This is a genomic window from Roseovarius sp. MBR-154 (assembly GCF_053628595.1).
In genome coordinates, this window is the sequence record NZ_JBRJGR010000001.1 from 546,270 (window position 1) to 563,010 (window position 16,741).

Genomic DNA, 16,741 nt, shown 5'->3' on the forward strand with positions numbered 1-16,741 from the left:
TTCCAGTCAGTGAACGGGCCGTTCCATGCGGCGCGGGTGTGGGAGACCGAATATCATGAGCAAGAGTGTCTGGCTTGGACGCGCGCGCCGACCCGTGAAGCTGGCGATGATCGGGTTTTGCGGTGTTGCGCTTCTGCTCTATGTCTGGCTCGTGGCGGCGCGGATCATGGATCCGGACACCACCATCGGCATGTATGAGATGATCCGGCCCGAGGGCCGCCCGATGGTCAAGCTTATGCTGGCCACCCTGTTGGGCGCGCTGGTTTTTGCCTCACTCTACCTGTCGGATTTCAAGGGTCACATCGAGCCTGCGAAGAAGGGCTTCTTCGACATCGTGAGCCTGGTCCTTAGCCGCGCGGCAATGATCCTCGTGGCCCTGATCGTGCTGGTGATGTTCTACGAGGTGGTTTCGCGCTACGTTTTCTCGCAACCGACCCTCTGGGCCAACGAGCTTTCGCTCTGGCTGGCCTCTTTCGTCTTTCTGCTGGCTGGGCAATACGCCATGCAGCAGCGCAGCCATATCCGTATCTACGTGATCTACGACAGCATGCCGCGCTGGATGCGCAAGGCGTCGGATACGCTGTCGGTGCTGCTCATTGTCGGATTTGCCCTTGCGTTGGTCTGGGGCGGCTATAACGATGCCGAGACCCGGTTTCTGCGGATGGAAACCTTTGGCACCGCCTGGGATCCGCCTTTGCCGGGTACCGTCAAGCCGTTCCTGCTCATTGCGATCATTTTGGTGGCGGTGCAGGCGGTCTCGAACCTGATCGCTGACTGGAACCGCGAGGCTGCCGATCTGCACGCCGACGAGATCGACGAGGTCGAGATTGAATCCATCCGCCGCACCCTGGAGGACCGGGCCTGATGATAGATATCGGCACGCTCAGCCTGATCCTGCTTTTCGGGATGTTCGCCCTCTTGGCCATCGGCATGCCGCTCGGCTTTGCCTCGGCCTTTCTGGCGGTGGTGACGCTGGCGCTCAAATTCGACCTCGATCTGCTGTTCGGCACCTTCGGGCGCGGCCCGCTTTCGGTACTGGCGCAGGCGGTCTACCGGCAGATGACGAATTATGTGCTGATCTCGGTGCCGCTCTTTATCTTCATGGCAGCACTGCTGGAGCGATCCGGAATCGCGCGGGACATGTATTCCTCGCTCAACCAATGGCTCAGCCGGACACGCGGCGGGATCGCCATCGTCACCTCGATCATGGCGGTGATCATGGCGGCGATGTCTGGCATCATCGGCGGCGAGGTGGTTCTGCTTGGCCTGATCGCCTTGCCGCAGATGCTGCGGCTTGGTTATGACCGCAATCTTGCCGTGGGTACGATCTGCGCCTCGGGCAGCCTCGGCACGATGATACCGCCGTCGATCGTGCTGATCTTCTACGGGCTGGTGACCGAGACCTCGATTAAGGCGCTGTTTACCGCGTCGTTCCTGCCGGGCTTCATGCTGGCCTCGTTTTTTCTGATCTACATAATCCTGCGCACCAACCTGAACCCGTCGCTGGCACCCCTGCCGCCCGATGATCCGGACGACCCTAGAGGGCGTGAAAAGGGGCTGATGTTTCTGGGCTTCGTGTCGCGGATGCTGGTTTGGATTACCGGCGTTCTCACATTGCGCGCTGTGTTTTTCACGCTGACCGGCGACAACGCCGTGCGTGAGGGTACCGATCCCATTCCGCTCGGCATGGTGTCGGATCTGCCTTGGCTGGTGGGAGCCTTTGTGATTTCGCTGGCGGTGATCTTTCTCGTGGTCGGGCGTGCGCGCACGGCAAGGGGCTGGGAGATGGGCAAGGGCCTTGTCGCGCCGATCGTGGTGATCGGCGTCGTTCTTGGATCGATCTATGGCGGCATCACCGGCATCACCGAGGCGGCGGGCATGGGGGCTATCGCGGTTTTTGTGATCGGGTTGTTGCGTCGCGAGATGACCTTTACCATTGTCTGGGACAGCCTGATGCGGACCCTGAAATCCACCGGCACGATCATCTGGGTCACCATCGGTGCCGCTGCGCTTGCCGCCGCCTACACGCTGGTCGGAGGCCCGAGTTATGTGGCCAACATGATTATCGGTGCCGAATTGCCCACCATGGGGATCATCCTGGTGATGATGGCGATTTTTCTGGTGATGGGCATGTTCATGGACTGGATCGGCATCGTGCTGCTGATCATGCCGGTTTTTCTGCCCATCGTGGTCAAGCTGCCGCCCGAGGAAATCGGCTGGCTCGGCTCGGTCGATGCGCGCTATATCCCGATCTGGTTCGGGGTGGTCTTTACCATGAACATGCAGGTGAGCTTTCTGTCGCCGCCCTTCGGCCCAGCCGCATTTTACCTCAAATCGGTGGCGCCGCCGGACATCTCGATCACGGATATTTTCCGCGGCTTTCTCCCGTTCATTGCGTTGCAACTCCTGGCATTGTCGGTTCTGCTGATCTGGCCACCCATCGTCACGCTGTTTCTCTAACCTGAAATCGACCGGCGGACATGATGTCACGCCGGTCCACGAAAGGAGGCTCGCATGAGCAAGCAAACCATCGGATTCATCGGTCTCGGCCTGATGGGCCGGGCCATGGTCGAATGTCTGCAAGAGGACGGGTATCCGGTCGTCGTGCTGGGCAATCGCGACCGCAGCGGCGTTGAGGCGGCGATCTCGCGCGGCGGGCAGGAGGCGCAATCGGCGCGCGATCTGGCGGAGCGGTCGGATATCGTCATGCTCTGCGTCGGCACGTCGGATCAGGTGGAATCGCGCATCTTCGGCGCGGATGGCGTTTTGGAGGGGACCACCGCCGGGCAGGTGGTGATCGATTTCGGCACCTCGCTACCGGACTCGACTCTCAAGATCGGCGCCGCACTCGCCGAAAAGGGGGCGATATATCTCGACGCGCCCCTCGGGCGCACGCCATCCCATGCCAAGGAGGGCAAGCTCAACATCATGTGCGCGGGCGACAAGGCCGCCTATGACCGGGTCAAGCCGATCCTCGACACGCTTGGCGAGAATGTCTTTCACCTCGGCAAGCTGAGCAATGGGCACACCATCAAGCTGATCAACAATTTCTTTGCGATGACGACGGCCTGCGCCATGTCCGAGGCCTTTGCCCTTGCCGATGCGGCGGGGATAGACCGGGACGCGCTCCACGGCGTGATGGCGGCCGGGCCGCTCCATTCGGGGATGATGGATTTCATCCGCAACTACGCGGTCGAAGGCAAGGTCGATCTGGCATTCTCGGTGGCCAATGCCGCCAAGGATGTGGGGTATTACCGGCAGATGGCCGACGCGCTCGGCCTCGACAGCGCCATGTCAGGGGCGGCGGACGCCACCTTGCGGCGCGCGCGCGATGGCGGCGAGGGCGATCTGATGGTGCCCGAGATGGTCGACTGGATGACACGAAACCTGGAGAAGAAAGCATGAGATTGCAGGGCAAACGCGCCTTTATCACCGCCGCCGGTCAGGGCATCGGCCGGGCAATTGCCGAGGCCTATATCCGCGAGGGTGCGCAGGTCACGGCGACCGACCTCAAGGCTGACCTGCTGAGCGGTCTGGAGGCCGAGACCTTCGCGCTCGACGTGACCGACAAGGCGGCGCTGCAAGACGCGATCCGCACCGCCGCGCCCGATATTCTGGTGAATTGCGCCGGGTTCGTGCATGCCGGGACGCTGCTCGAGGCCAGCGATGACGAGTTCGATTTCGCCATGACCCTGAACGTGAAATCCCAGTTCCACGCCATGCAGGCTGCCGTGCCGGGCATGCTGGAGCGTGGTGGCGGCTCGATCGTCAACATCGCCTCGGTGGTCGCCTCGATCATCGGCGCGCCCGGGCGCTGCATCTACGGCACCTCGAAGGCGGCGATCATCGGGCTGACCAAATCGGTGGCTGTCGATTACGTGACCAAGGGCGTGCGGGTGAACTGCATCTGTCCGGGCACCGTCGAGAGCCCGAGCCTGCAGGACCGGCTCAGCGCCACCGGAGATTACGAGGCCGCGCGCGCCGCCTTTGTCGCACGTCAACCGATGGGCCGGATCGGACAGCCTGAGGAGATCGCGCATCTCGCGGTCTATCTGGGCTCGGACGACTCGAGCTTCACGACCGGGCAGGCGCATGTCATCGACGGTGGCTGGGCCGCCGCCTGATGCCTGTGGGCCAGCCGAACCACGCCGTCGCCCAACGAGAGAACCGCATGGGCCTCGGCGTGGCGATGATGGCGTTGGCCGTGCTGTTCTTCACCTGCATCGACACCTCGGCCAAGTGGCTGGTGACCGCCGGCCTTGCCGCGATCCAAGTGGTGTTCGTGCGTTATGCGGTGCATTTCCTGCTGGCACTTGCCCTGTTTTTGCCCCGCGAGGGCCCGACCGCGCTGCGTTCCAATGCGCCGGGTCGGCAATTGTTGCGCTCGTCCTGTCTGTTCGGCAGTACGATCTGCAATTTCACTGCCCTGCAATTCCTGCCGATCACGGTGACCACGACGATCATGTTCGCCGGTCCGATCGCGGTGACGGTCCTGGCGATCCCGATTCTGGGGGAACGGGTTGGCCTGCACCGGTTCGCGGCGGTGTGTACCGGGTTCGTCGGCGTGCTGGTGGTGATGCAGCCCTGGGGGGCCGAGTTTCACCCGGCCATGCTGTTGAACCTTGCCGCCATGACCCTCGCGGCGCTCTATTTCATCATGACCCGCATGCTGGCCGGGACCGAGAGCAACGCCACCAGCCAGCTATGGGCTTCGGGCCTGGCGACGGTCTGTCTTGCGCCTTTCGCGGTCCGGGTCTGGCAATGGCCGGCGGCGGCAATTGACTGGGCGCCGTTTCTCTTGATCGGCATATTCGGCGGGGTCGGGCATATTTCCGCCACCTATGCGCATCGCATGGCCGATGCCTCGATCCTGGCCCCGATCGTCTATATCCAGATCGTTCTCGCTGCGGTGGCGAGCATCATCGTCTTCGGGGTCTATCCCACGGTCTGGACCTTGGGTGGCGGGCTGATCATCGCCGGGGCTGGGCTCTATATCTGGTGGCGCGAGCGGCGCCGTTGACGGAACCCCCGAGATATCAGCGCAAATCAGGACAGGCTTGGCGCAAGCGGCATCATCGTGCCGGTCAGCAGCGCGACATGGGTTTCGCGGCCCTCGTCGAGCGCATGGACATCCGCCTGCACGACCACCAGCCGTCGGCCTGCTTTGATCACCCGCCCGCGCGCGATCAGCCGTTCGCCCCGTGCCGGTGCCAGCAGATTGATCTTCATTTCGGTGGTCAGCACCTCGAACCCCTCCGGCATCACGCTGAGCGCGGCATAGCCCGCAGCGCTGTCGCCGATGGCGAATGTCAGGCCGGCATGGGCGTAGCCGTGCTGCTGGCGACTGCCCGGCAGGATCGGCGCCTCGATGCGCACGTGCCCGGGAGAAAGGTCTTCCAGAGTCGCCCCGAGCGTTGCCATCATCGCCTGCGCAGCAAAGCTCTGTCTGACTCGCGCCTCTATGTCGGGGGATAACCTGGCTGAATTTCCCATTTTGCCCTCGCGCTGTTCATCTCACGGTAAAGTGCCCTGCATGTGATTTGCTACCTTGGATTTGATGTATCTCACTGATAAATGCACGTTTGGCGATTAAGAGTAAGGGTTTTGGTTTGTATTGGTCTGAGTTTAGACGGCATATGGCAGAGACGCGGGACGGTCTGCTTTCTCCATTGACACTGTCTATTTGGGTTTCGGTTTGCGTGATCGCGGTGGTTGCAGGGCCTTTCGGCACCTATGACACGATGATGTGGCCCACGCGCCTCGCCTATTGGGTTCTTGTGGCGAGCATCGGTATTCTGATCGGCAGCGTTGTGCGGGCGATCAAGAAGACCGTTTGTGTCAGGCCGCACCCGGCGGTTTTCGATGCGGTTGTGAGCCTGCTGACAAGCCTGTTTCTCGCCCCGGTGATCTGGCTCCTGCGGGGCGCGCTTGATCCCCAGATCAGCCGTGCGGACCTGAGCCTGTTCAGCATCTCTCTAAATACTCTTCTCATTGTCGGTCCGGTATTCGTGTTGCGTCGTCAATTCGGCGTGGAACTGCCGGCCAGCTATGACGTCTCCGCCCGCGTGTCCAAGGCACCGCGGACCCGGCTGCATCGTCGCCTCTCTGACTGGCCCGATGCCGAGGTCCTGCGCCTGTCCGCCAATGATCACTTTGTCGAAGTGGCGACTTCGCAAGGCATGGAGACGGTGCGCCTGCGATTGGGCGACGCAATTGACGAAATGGAGCCGGTTAAGGGCATCTGCACGCATCGCTCGCATTGGGTGGCGATCAGTGCAATCGAACAGATCGAGCGTGAGGGCGCGCGGCTGTTTGTTGTGCTGCGCAATGGCGACCGGGTGCCTGTCAGCCGCAAGTATCGCCCCAGACTGGAACAGGCAGGCCTCATCGACAGGGCGGACGGGCAGGGCGGCTGACCCGGAGCGTTGGCCCGGGGCAGCCTCTGACGGGGGTGGAAGGGCGCTTGTTGCCGCCCATCCGCCCGTCACTTGGCCTCAACGACCGGACATCGCCCGTGGGCCGAGGTGTCTGCAACGTCTCGGCGGGCAGCACCGGGTAGACCACTTCGGGCATCCTGCCGGTGAGCGCCCCTAGGAAAGCGACGATCTGATCGGTCTCCTGCTCGTTGATCTCGGTGCCAAGCTGCGAGGTGCCCATGATCTGCACCGCGACCTTGAGATCCCAGACCTTGCCGGAGTGAAAATAGGGCGCGGTCTGGTCGATATTGCGCAAGGGCGCGGCGCGGAACACGTAGGAATCATCCGCCGTCTCGGTCACGGCAAAGCGGCCGCGGTCATCGGGTGGCTGCACATCTGCCCCAGATTTCTCGATCAGGCCGAAGGGATAATAGCAATTGCCGCCGAGGTTGACGCCGTTGTGGCAAGCCGAACAGCCCTTGTCCATGAACAGTTCCAGCCCGACCACCTGCTCGTCCGAGAGCGCGCCGTCGACCCCGTTGAGCCATGCATCGAACGGCGCAGGCGTGATCAATGTGGCCTCATAGGCCTCGATCGCCTTGGCGAAATTGTAAAAGCTGACCGGAGCCGCCTCTTCGGGGAAGGACGCCTCGAACCACTCCACATGTTGCGGTATGGAATTGAGGGTAGCGAGCACGTTGTCAGGCGTGTTGGCCATCTCGACACCGGCCTCTACCGGCCCCTTGGCCTGTTCGGCAAGGTCGGCGGCGCGGCCATCCCAGAATTGCGCCTCATTGAACACGGCGTTGAGCACGGTGGCCGAGTTGCGCGGGCCGTTTTGTCAGGCATGGCCGATCGAGGTCTCCATGTCGTCGTCGCCGCCGGTGGCGAGGTTGTGGCACGAGTTGCAGGAAAACACGCCCGAAGCCGACATCCGCGGATCGAAGAACAGCGCTTTGCCGAGATCGACCTTTTCGTGGGTGATGATGTTGTCGTTGAGGGCGGGAATGGTCGAGGGCAGGGGCGCGAATGTCACTTGTGCGCGCTCGCGCAAGTCTGATGCGGCGGCGACCTGGGCGAGGGAGGATACCGTGCCGAGAATGAGTTTGAGGGGACGTGCCAAGGAATTTCTCCTTGGATTACGTGGATTCGCGCGTTTGGAACTATTCTAAGCTTTATGAGAAAAGGCAGTTTTGATCTATCTCAAGACAACACCGCGTCTGGAACCGATAAGTGGCGATCTTGCGGGAATGGCGGTTGTTGTTCCAGGCCGGCGGGTTCTCGCGTTATTTTTGTCTCAATTCACCAAACAAACCGGCTATGCCTTGAAGTTATGTCCCAAGCGGGGCTAATCCCCGGCCAACCCTGTTGCGCTGCAACATCATTCAAATCCGCGAATTGCCCGAGGCTCACAATGCAACTGCCCAACCTTTCCCCCGTTCCGGAACTTTACGTCTCATACGAAAGCGCCCAGAAACTCAAGGTCGAGGCGGCCGATCTCACGAGTTGGGACCTGACACCGCGCCAGATCTGCGATCTGGAACTTTTGATGAATGGCGGGTTCAACCCGCTCAAGGGCTTCCTGAGCGAGGCCGATTATGATGGCGTGGTCGACAACATGCGGCTGACGGATGGCACGCTCTGGCCGATGCCGATCACGCTGGATGTCAGCGGGAAATTCGCCGAAGGCATCGAGATCGGTCAGGATATCGCGCTGCGCGACCAGGAGGGCGTGATCCTTGGCACGATGACCGTGACCGACCGCTGGACACCTGACAAATCCCACGAGGCGCAAAAGGTGTTCGGGGCCGATGACAGCGCGCATCCGGCGGTGAATTACCTGCACAACACGGCAGGCCCGGTCTATCTCGGCGGTCCGGTCACCGGCATTCAGCAACCGGTGCATTACGATTTCCGCGGCCGTCGCGACACCCCAAACGAATTGCGCGCGCTCTTTCGCAAGCTCGGCTGGCGCCGCGTGGTGGCGTTCCAGACGCGCAACCCGCTGCACCGCGCGCATCAGGAACTGACCTTCCGCGCCGCCAAGGAGGCGCAGGCCAACCTGCTGATCCATCCCGTTGTCGGCATGACCAAGCCGGGCGATGTCGATCACTTTACCCGCGTGCGCTGTTACGAGGCGGTGCTGGACAAATACCCGGGCTCGACCACCACGATGAGCCTGCTCAATCTGGCGATGCGCATGGCGGGCCCGCGCGAGGCGGTCTGGCATGGCCTGATCCGCAAGAACCACGGCTGTACCCATTTCATCGTCGGGCGCGACCATGCGGGCCCCGGCAAGAACTCGGCGGGCGAGGATTTCTACGGGCCGTATGAGGCGCAGGATCTCTTCCGCGAGCATCAGGCGGAAATCGGCATCGAGATGGTCGATTTCAAACACATGGTCTATGTGCAGGAGCGCGCCCAATACGAGGCGATCGACGAGATCGAGGACAAGGACAACGTCACCATCCTCAACATCTCGGGGACCGAATTGCGCCGCCGCCTGCAGGAAGGGCTTGAGATCCCCGACTGGTTCTCCTTCCCCGAGGTGGTGAACGAGCTGCGCCGCACCCGTCCGCCACGCAGCGAGCAGGGCTTCACCGTCTTCTTCACCGGCTTCTCGGGCTCGGGCAAGTCGACCATCGCCAACGCGCTGATGGTCAAGCTGATGGAGATGGGCGGGCGTCCCGTGACGCTGCTCGATGGCGATATCGTGCGCAAGAATCTCAGCTCCGAGCTGGGCTTTTCCAAGGAGCATCGCGATCTCAACATCCGCCGCATCGGCTATGTGGCGAGCGAGATCACCAAGAATGGCGGCATCGCCATTTGTGCGCCGATCGCCCCCTATGCCACCACACGCCGCGCAGTGCGCGAGGAGATCGAACAGTTCGGTGCCTTCATCGAGGTTCACGTGGCCACCACGCTCGAGGAATGTGAGCGCCGCGACCGCAAGGGGCTCTACAGGCTGGCCCGCGAAGGCAAGATCAAGGAATTCACCGGCATTTCCGACCCCTATGACGTGCCTGAAACCCCGGAACTGCGCGTCGAGACCGAGAATGTCGATGTCGACAACTGCGCACATCAGGTCATTCTGAAACTCGAGTCCATGGGCCTCATCGTGGGATGATCACATGATGCGGCGTCGTTCACGGGGGCGGGCCGCCCTTGACGGGGCGGTCCGTTTCGTTTGCGGTGCGAACATGTCCGCGATCTCGCTGACTTCATTCCGCGATGCTTTGCCCGACTCTCTCATGTCGAGGCGCGTCGGTCCTTGGCCACCATGAGACCAAACGCTCAGCGTACCCGGGGGGACACACGGTTCACGTGTCCCATCTTGCGGCCCGGCTTGACCTCGGCCTTGCCGTAAAGATGAATCGCAGCCCCGGCCTCCTGCCTGATTTGCGGCAGGCGGTCCATGTCATCCCCGATCAGGTTCTCCATCACCACATCGGCGTAGCGCGAACCGTCACCGAGAGGCCATCCTGCGACCGCGCGGATATGTTGCTCAAACTGGTCAATGCTGCATCCCGCTTGGGTCCAATGCCCGGAGTTGTGGACGCGCGGCGCGATCTCGTTGACGATCAGACCCTTGGGCGTCACAAACAGTTCCACCCCCATGACACCAACATATCTGAGCGCGTTCAGGATCTTGGCCGCCAGCAGAACTGCATCGGTGCGCTGTGCTGCCGTCAGGCGTGCGGGCACGGTGGTGGTGCGTAATATGCCGCCTTCATGCACGTTCTCGCCCGGATCGTAACAGGCCACGTCACCGGCGGCGTTGCGCGCGGCGATGACCGACACCTCGTGACTGAACTCGACGAACCCCTCGTAGATCGCGTCGAGCCCGTTCATGTCCGCAAGTGCTTGCGCGGCTTGCTCCCGGGCCATGATCCGCACCTGCCCCTTGCCGTCATAGCCAAAGCGGCGAGTCTTGAGGATCGCGGACAGACCGATCTCGGCCATCGCTTCGGCCAGATCCTCGGCGTCATCGACGGCGGCAAAGGGGGCGGTTGCCAGCCCCAGATCCGAGAGGAACGCCTTTTCCGTCAGACGGTCCTGGCTGACCTTGAGGGCGCGGCGGTTCGGATGGACGGGCTTGCTCCGCTCGATCACGTCGAGCGCGGACGCCGGGATGTTCTCAAACTCGTAAGTGATGACATCGACGCTTTCGGCGAACCGTCGCAGCATGTCCTCGTCTGTATATTCCGCCTGGAAATGAAAATTCGCCACATGGCTGGCAGGGCAATCGCCGCCCGGCTCGAAAATGCAGGTCTTGAAGCCGAGGCGCGCGGCAGCGACCGAGAGCATGCGGCCCAACTGGCCGCCGCCCAGAATACCGATGGTCGCGCCGGGAGAGAGAGGATCAGTCATCGCTAGGCTCGTCAGGAATAGATGCAGAGAGGGTGGCGCGCCAGTCGTCGAGGCGCTGCGCGAGGGCGGCATCGGAATTCGCGAGGATTGCGGCGGCCATGAGCCCGGCATTGGCGGCCCCGGCCGCCCCGATCGCCATGGTCGCCACGGGAAAGCCCTTTGGCATCTGCACGATGGAATAGAGGCTGTCGACACCCGAAAGCGCGCGGGTCTGTACCGGCACGCCGATCACCGGCACGCGGGTTTTCGACGCCATCATGCCCGGCAGATGCGCCGCCCCGCCCGCACCGGCGATGATCACCTGCAACCCGCGCTCAACGGCGGTCTTTCCGTAGTCCCACAGCCGGTCCGGCGTGCGATGCGCCGAGACAATGCGCGTCTCGTATCCGACACCCAATTCGTCGAGAACCGTCGCCGCTTCGCGCATGGTCGGCCAGTCCGACTGACTGCCCATGATGATGCCGATTTTCACGCCTGTCATGTCACGCCTCACGTTTTGAAGCGCGCACTATACCCATCAAGGGGGGTTACGCAATGATGTCGGGATAAAGCCGGTCCTCGATCCGGGCGATCATGTCGCGCAGCCAGAGTTTTTTCTTCTTGAGCCGTTGCAGGGTCAGCTGATCGGCGGTCCCTTTCTCCTGCAACGCTCGAATGGCCGCATCGAGATCGCCATGCTCGCGGCGAAACTCTTCAAGTTCCACGCGCAGCACATCCTCTGATTTCATCGAAAGGTCGCTATAGGCGTTCATGGCAAGCGATTCCTCCAAAAGGGGCGTGGTCCCACAAGATAGAGGCATCAAGCTCATTCGCAAAGCCCTTGTGCATGTAATATGCAATGCCCATATTTCTGCGGCAGGCTGCCGTAACGGGGCCTTGCGCAATGGACGGTCGCTTAAAGTCAAGGACGTGTCGATGACAAAGCTTACTCTGGGGTCGCATCCCTACATGCTGGGATTCGAACAGCTCGAACGGATGCTGGAACGCAGCGCCAAGTCGGGCAACGAGGGCTATCCGCCCTTCAACATCGAACAGACCTCGCAGAATTCCTATCGGATCACACTGGCTGTGGCCGGGTTTTCCGAGGACGATCTCGCAATCACTGTCGAGGATCGGCAACTGGTCATCCGGGGCCGTCAGGGCGAGGAGGCCGACGACCGCATCTACCTGCATCGCGGTATCGCAGCGCGCCAGTTCCAGCGCTCTTTCGTGCTAGCAGACGGGGTAGAGGTGGGCGAAGCTATCATGGAAAACGGGCTTTTGCACGTGGACCTCACCCGCGCCCAACCTGAACCGGTGGTGCAGAAAATCAGGATCAACAAGGGGTAAGCCATCATGGATACCAGATATGATTTCGGGGATAACGAAGACCGGGCCATCGTCTATGTGCGTCCCGTCAAGGTTGAGGAACTGCCCAAGGAGATGCGCGAGCAGGTCGGCGATCTGACCACGCTCTATGCGGTGCACAGCACCGAGGGTGAGCGGCTGGCAGTGGTTCGCGACCGCAAGCTGGCTTTTCTGCTGGCCCGTCAGAACAACATGGAGCCCGTTACTGTCCATTGATAGTGATCGGCGTGTGACGCGGTGATGCGCCGCACGCCGGGTTCAGTGCAGGATGTCTTCCTCGCGCACGAACATGTTGTCCCACGCCCGGTCTATGAGGTCGGGTGTCATCTGGTAGGGAATACCCTCGAATTCGCAAATCGCGATCATCTGGTCGATCAGAAAGACCGGCTGATAATTGGCGTAGACATTGTCGATTGTCGGATATTTCTCCTTGATCAGATGAATCAGTGCGCCCTCGTCCAAGGGCATCCCCTTCTTGCGGGCGACCATGGCAAAGATCTTCAGAAAATCCGCTTGGCACGGCCCGTCGATCTTGATCTTGTAGAAGATCCGGCGCAAAGCGGCCTTGTCGAAAATCTTGTTGGGGTGGAAGTTGGTCGAGAAGATCACCAGCGTGTCGAAGGGAACCTCGAACTTTTCACCCGATTGCAGGGCAAGAATGTCCTTGGATTCCTCCAGCGGCACAATCCAGCGGTTGACCAGCGACTGCGGCGGTTCCGCCTGACGGCCAAGGTCGTCAACGATGAAGATGCCGCCCGTGGATTTGAGCTGAAGCGGGGCCTGATAAGTGCGCGCCGTGGGGTTGTAAACCAGATCGAGCATCGAAAGGCTGAGTTCGCCGCCGGTGATCACCGTGGGCCGCTCGCAACGCACATAGCGCGTGTCGAAGGTGCGCTTGCGGCGCAGCGAATTGGGATCGTCCACCTCCACCTCGGCCGATGAATGTATGATCGGATCATAGACGGTGATGACTTGTCCGGAATACTCGATGGCGCGGGGGACATAGATCCGGTCGCCCATGGCGTCGCGAATTCCGTTAGAAATCGAGGACTTGCCGTTACCCGGCGGGCCATACATCAGCACCGAGCGCCCTGCACTCACGGCAGGCCCGAGATGGTCGAGCAGGTTGTCGGGCAGGATCAGATGGCCCATGGCATTGGTCAACTGCTCCCGCGTGATCTGGATGTTGCGGATCGATTGCCGCGCGACCTGCTCGCGGTAGACGTCGAGCGGCACGGGCATCGCGCCGAAATACTCCGACTGGCTGAGCGCATCCAGTGCGCGCGCCTTGCCGGCATCGGTCAACTGATACCCCATTTCGCCGCCGGAATTGGCATTGAGCGTGCCCGTCGCCTCGACCAGACGCTGCGTACGGGCCATGTCGACCAATTCCTGTGTGACCGCACGCGGCAGACAAATCGCCTCGGCCAGGTCGGTGACCATGTCGAGGTTCTTGCGGAACATGGTCTTGAGCAGGATATCGCGCATCATCACGATGGGAAGCCGCATGTCCTCGATGCGCGTAGGCGGCGGCGGCGGCTGGACACCGGTCGGGGCTTGCATGTTCATTGGTTCTGCCTGTCCTGCATGCTGGTGGACTCGCTTCCAACCCTGCCCGGCAATCGTGCAGAAATTAAGGTCGGCATCGGGCGGATCGGGGGCGCATTCAGCTGCCGTGCATAGCCCCGAGCCCGAGATAGAGCGCGAGCGTGGGCCCAAGCGCCAGTCCCATGGGAAACTTTTTGGTCATCTGCCAGCTTGTCCAGTCCGGTGCCATACGCCGCAGCGGACTGTGCATGGCGATCCGATGGCTGGCAAAGGAGATGATCAAAACCGCCGCGAACAACAGGCAGACCATTGCCGCGTCACCAAGTGCGACGAATGGAGCGGCCACCGCGATGAACTTCGCGTCGCCAGCTCCCATCAGGCCGATCATGTTGGCCAGAATGCCCAAAACGAGAAGGATCGCTAGATGCGCAAAGCGCCAGGCGTAATCCCAGAAGGGCAGGGCCAGAACGCCCACCACCACGAACACCGCCAGAAGCGCCAGAACCGCCATGTTTGGGATCTTCATGCGCCGCAGGTCGCTCAGCGCGACCCATGCGCAGATCGGCACGGCAAAGGGCAGAAACCAGAGCGCGGCACGGGCGGTGATCTCGAGCGTCATGGGCCCTAGCCGGAATTGGTTTCAAGCGCCCGCAGGCTACGTGTGGCGTCTTCGAAATGCTGCGGATGCGTCTCGACCGCGTCGCGCATCAGCCCTTTGGCGATCTCGGTATCGCCCTGTTTCACGGCCGACAAACCAAGCGTGTAAAGAAGCTGCGCGCGCTCGACCTGGGTTACGGGCAGCACAGGAAGCGCATAGTTGCGTTGTGCCCCGCGCGCCAGCACGAGATTATTCTTGGCCGTGAAGAGCGATGGGTCCTGTCGCACGGCCTCTGAAAAGAGCCGCTCCGCGCCTTCGAAATCGCCACGCGTGAGCTTGGAATAGCCCCAGTTGTTCATCACATTCGCGGGTTGCGTCGTCAGGCCCACGGCGGTCTCGTAGAAACTGTCGGACTTGCTCCAGTCTTCCTCGCTGTCAGCGATCATCGCTTCGAGCCGGTACCGCTTGAAGGTCTCATGCGTTGGTGGCACGCTGTCGAGGACTGCTGCGGCGCGTTTCCACTCGTTGTTGCGGATCAGGGCATCGGCGAGGTTAACCCGATCGTCGTCACTGGCGTCCTTGTGATCCGTAACCCGCGTCCAGGCCGAAACCGCTTCGGTATTGCGTTTGGCGCGCACCATTGACACCGCGACACCGCGCAGCAGGTCGATGCGATCGGGCTTCTGACTGGCAGCACGCTGGAAATAGGACGCCGCCTCATCGGGGTCGGCGGCGCTGAGCATCACGTCGTTGAGATTGGTTTCGTCCACGACATTTATGTCTTGCAGGGCGCGATCGACCTCATCGCCAGACGATTGCCCACACGCGGAAAGCGCGAAAATACCTGTCACGCACAGGGTAAAAAGGAAAGGGTGGCGCATGCTTGCGTCCTTTTACTGCCTCGGCCTCTTTATGGTATCTTTCGGACCAGATATTCGCTGCTGCCCCGCCGTACCACTTTGTAACCTTGCTCTGTACCATCACCATACGATGGATTTTCAGATTTTGCGAGGGCCAAACGCAAATTGTCGCGGATCGCGTCGCTTTCACCACTATCAAGCGCATAGGCGCGGCGCAGAACCTGTTCTGCCTCGGCATAAGCGCCTTTCTCGACCAGAACGACGCCGAGATTGTTCCAGATCTCCGGCGTGGCGTCGTCGCTCTCGATTGCGCGCCGCAACAGGCGTTCGGCCGTGCCGAGACGACCGAGCGCTAGATTGGCGCTGCCAAGACCGGCGAGGACGTCGGTCGTCATACCATCATCCAGGGCCGCACGGCCATAGGCCTTTTGTGCGAGCTCGTATTCCCCGGCATCCATCAGGCGATGGCCAACGATCAGCCCGTCCACCGGCTCGCCTCCGGGTGCCGGTCCGGGGGCATAGGGCCCGCGATCCGGCGGCGGGGTGAGGCATCCTGCTACAGCAAGCGTCACCGTAAGAAAGAGCGCCCCGCGTATGACCATTTCGCCCCATTATCAGCCAGCGGACATTGCCATCAGTTCCATGATCCCAAGAACCGAAGGTCCGACAAGAATAATCAACAATGGGGGCACCGTAAGCATCATTGTGGCCAATGTCATCTTGGTCGGCAGCTTGTTGGCTTTTTCCTCGGCGCGCATGACACGTTTGTCACGCATTTCTGCGGCATAGACACGCAACGCCTCGCCAACCGAGGTGCCGAAGGTCTGCGATTGCACGAGAACCGTGACGAAACTCGAGATGTCCTGCACGCCGCAGCGCTCGCCCATCTCGTTGAGAACCGACGCCTTGTCGCGTCCGGCCTTGATCTGAAGCGCCACGATTTCGAATTCGTCGGCCAGGGCAGGATAGGAGGCGCGCATTTCCTTCGAGACGCGGATGATTGCCTGATCGAGCGACTGACCCGCCTCGATGCAGACCAGCATCATGTCGAGACTGTCGGGGAAGCCATCCTGGATTTCCTCCTGCCGCTGCTGCTGACGTTTCGTGACCCAGTATTTTGGAAGCATGTAGCCGACGCCACCGGGCCCGAGCACATAAAGCACCATCTCGGTGGGGCCGGTCGTGTCGCTTGACACGAAGAGCAGGAAGTAACCCAATCCCAGCACCAGCAGCCCGAGCCCGAGCGTCAATTGCGCAAAGTGGAAATACCGCACCGCGTCGCGATGCCGATATCCGGCCTGCATCAGGGTCAGGCGCATGGCGCTCAGTTGCTTGGCGTCCTGAGGTTCAAGAAACCCGGCGTATTTATCGAGCTTCTTGTTTTTTGCACCGGCACGGAGATTCGTTTTGGTCTCATTGCTTGGTGCGCGGCTGGAATTGTCTCTTTTCAGCTTCTCGAGCGGATCCTGACTTTCCTTGATCATCATCGGGATCATCAGAAGAATGAGAATGAGCCCGAGTCCGCCGACTGCGATCATCGGCCCGAACGGCCCGAGCGAGTCGGTCAGCCAGGTGTTGACTGTGACGAGCATTTCCATTGG

General features: G+C 61.4%; 18 protein-coding genes and 1 pseudogene. 9 read left to right on the forward strand and 10 right to left on the reverse strand.

Annotated elements, in window-relative coordinates; all coding sequences use genetic code 11:
- The first annotated feature begins 55 nt into the window (after window positions 1-55).
- The 5 genes from ACSSV4_RS02560 to ACSSV4_RS02580 are packed head-to-tail and all read left to right on the forward strand — an operon-like array spanning window position 56 to window position 5,020.
- Complete coding sequence (locus ACSSV4_RS02560; protein WP_454273199.1) at window positions 56-865, forward strand: TRAP transporter small permease subunit; 810 nt, start codon at window positions 56-58, stop codon at window positions 863-865.
- Window positions 865-2,460, forward strand: coding sequence for a TRAP transporter large permease (locus ACSSV4_RS02565; protein WP_454273200.1), 1,596 nt, complete (start codon window positions 865-867; stop codon window positions 2,458-2,460). Before ACSSV4_RS02560 ends, ACSSV4_RS02565 begins: the two co-directional genes overlap by 1 nt.
- Window positions 2,461-2,514: 54 nt before the next feature.
- Window positions 2,515-3,405: an NAD(P)-dependent oxidoreductase gene (locus ACSSV4_RS02570; RefSeq protein WP_454273201.1), complete on the forward strand. Its 891-nt coding sequence runs from the start codon at window positions 2,515-2,517 to the stop codon at window positions 3,403-3,405.
- Window positions 3,402-4,124: an SDR family oxidoreductase gene (locus ACSSV4_RS02575; protein ID WP_454273202.1), complete on the forward strand. Its 723-nt coding sequence runs from the start codon at window positions 3,402-3,404 to the stop codon at window positions 4,122-4,124. The genes ACSSV4_RS02570 and ACSSV4_RS02575 overlap by 4 nt, the downstream gene beginning before the upstream one ends.
- Complete coding sequence (locus tag ACSSV4_RS02580) at window positions 4,124-5,020, forward strand: DMT family transporter (protein ID WP_454273203.1); 897 nt, start codon at window positions 4,124-4,126, stop codon at window positions 5,018-5,020. The genes ACSSV4_RS02575 and ACSSV4_RS02580 overlap by 1 nt, the downstream gene beginning before the upstream one ends.
- Window positions 5,021-5,046: 26 nt before the next feature.
- Here ACSSV4_RS02580 and ACSSV4_RS02585 read toward each other — a convergent pair whose 3' ends face one another.
- Window positions 5,047-5,424 (reverse strand): PaaI family thioesterase, encoded by a 378-nt coding sequence (locus ACSSV4_RS02585; protein WP_454273204.1) that lies wholly within the window; start codon window positions 5,422-5,424, stop codon window positions 5,047-5,049.
- A 275-nt stretch (window positions 5,425-5,699) separates the two neighbouring features.
- Here ACSSV4_RS02585 and ACSSV4_RS02590 point away from each other — a divergent pair, with 275 nt between their 5' ends.
- Window positions 5,700-6,416, forward strand: a complete 717-nt coding sequence (locus ACSSV4_RS02590; RefSeq protein ID WP_454273205.1) for a LytTR family DNA-binding domain-containing protein — start codon at window positions 5,700-5,702, stop codon at window positions 6,414-6,416.
- An 85-nt stretch (window positions 6,417-6,501) separates the two neighbouring features.
- Here the strand turns inward: ACSSV4_RS02590 and ACSSV4_RS02595 are convergent.
- Window positions 6,502-7,539, reverse strand: a pseudogene (locus ACSSV4_RS02595) (cytochrome-c peroxidase); the annotation flags it as partial.
- Window positions 7,540-7,830: 291 nt separating this feature from the next.
- Here ACSSV4_RS02595 and ACSSV4_RS02600 point away from each other — a divergent pair.
- Entirely contained in the window at window positions 7,831-9,543 is a 1,713-nt protein-coding gene (locus ACSSV4_RS02600) for a bifunctional sulfate adenylyltransferase/adenylylsulfate kinase (protein WP_454273206.1), read from the forward strand.
- Between the two features lie 167 nt (window positions 9,544-9,710).
- Here the strand turns inward: ACSSV4_RS02600 and ACSSV4_RS02605 are convergent, their stop codons facing one another.
- Genes ACSSV4_RS02605 through ACSSV4_RS02615 form a run of 3 tightly spaced genes read right to left on the reverse strand, consistent with a single transcriptional unit; the run spans window position 9,711 to window position 11,539 of the window.
- Window positions 9,711-10,787, reverse strand: coding sequence for a 5-(carboxyamino)imidazole ribonucleotide synthase (locus ACSSV4_RS02605; protein ID WP_454273207.1), 1,077 nt, complete (start codon window positions 10,785-10,787; stop codon window positions 9,711-9,713).
- A complete protein-coding gene (gene purE, locus ACSSV4_RS02610) occupies window positions 10,780-11,268 on the reverse strand; it encodes a 5-(carboxyamino)imidazole ribonucleotide mutase (protein WP_454273208.1) in 489 nt (162 codons plus the stop codon). Before purE ends, ACSSV4_RS02605 begins: the two co-directional genes overlap by 8 nt.
- 46 nt (window positions 11,269-11,314) lie before the next feature.
- Entirely contained in the window at window positions 11,315-11,539 is a 225-nt protein-coding gene (locus tag ACSSV4_RS02615) for a YdcH family protein (protein ID WP_080456032.1), read from the reverse strand.
- Window positions 11,540-11,702: 163 nt separating this feature from the next.
- On the opposite strand from ACSSV4_RS02615, the gene ACSSV4_RS02620 reads away from it, so the two are divergent.
- Window positions 11,703-12,116: an Hsp20 family protein gene (locus tag ACSSV4_RS02620; RefSeq protein WP_454273209.1), complete on the forward strand. Its 414-nt coding sequence runs from the start codon at window positions 11,703-11,705 to the stop codon at window positions 12,114-12,116.
- A gap of 6 nt (window positions 12,117-12,122) precedes the next feature.
- Complete coding sequence (locus tag ACSSV4_RS02625) at window positions 12,123-12,350, forward strand: DUF1150 family protein (protein ID WP_454273210.1); 228 nt, start codon at window positions 12,123-12,125, stop codon at window positions 12,348-12,350.
- Between the two features lie 42 nt (window positions 12,351-12,392).
- On the opposite strand, the gene ACSSV4_RS02630 is transcribed toward ACSSV4_RS02625, so the two are convergent.
- The 5 genes from ACSSV4_RS02630 to ACSSV4_RS02650 all read right to left on the reverse strand — a co-directional run bounded on the left by ACSSV4_RS02630 (window position 12,393) and on the right by ACSSV4_RS02650 (window position 16,738).
- Window positions 12,393-13,703 (reverse strand): ATPase, encoded by a 1,311-nt coding sequence (locus tag ACSSV4_RS02630; protein ID WP_454273211.1) that lies wholly within the window; start codon window positions 13,701-13,703, stop codon window positions 12,393-12,395.
- Between the two features lie 97 nt (window positions 13,704-13,800).
- The gene (locus ACSSV4_RS02635) at window positions 13,801-14,301 is read right to left on the reverse strand and encodes a prepilin peptidase (RefSeq protein ID WP_454273213.1); all 501 of its coding nucleotides are present in this window, start codon (window positions 14,299-14,301) and stop codon (window positions 13,801-13,803) included.
- Window positions 14,302-14,306: 5 nt separating this feature from the next.
- Entirely contained in the window at window positions 14,307-15,161 is an 855-nt protein-coding gene (locus ACSSV4_RS02640) for a tetratricopeptide repeat protein (RefSeq protein ID WP_454273214.1), read from the reverse strand.
- Between the two features lie 29 nt (window positions 15,162-15,190).
- A complete protein-coding gene (locus ACSSV4_RS02645) occupies window positions 15,191-15,742 on the reverse strand; it encodes a tetratricopeptide repeat protein (protein ID WP_454273215.1) in 552 nt (183 codons plus the stop codon).
- 12 nt (window positions 15,743-15,754) lie between these two features.
- Window positions 15,755-16,738 carry a type II secretion system F family protein gene (locus ACSSV4_RS02650; protein ID WP_454273217.1) on the reverse strand — a complete coding sequence of 328 codons (984 nt, stop codon included), beginning with the start codon at window positions 16,736-16,738 and terminating at the stop codon, window positions 15,755-15,757.
- Between the last annotated feature and the right edge of the window lie 3 nt (window positions 16,739-16,741).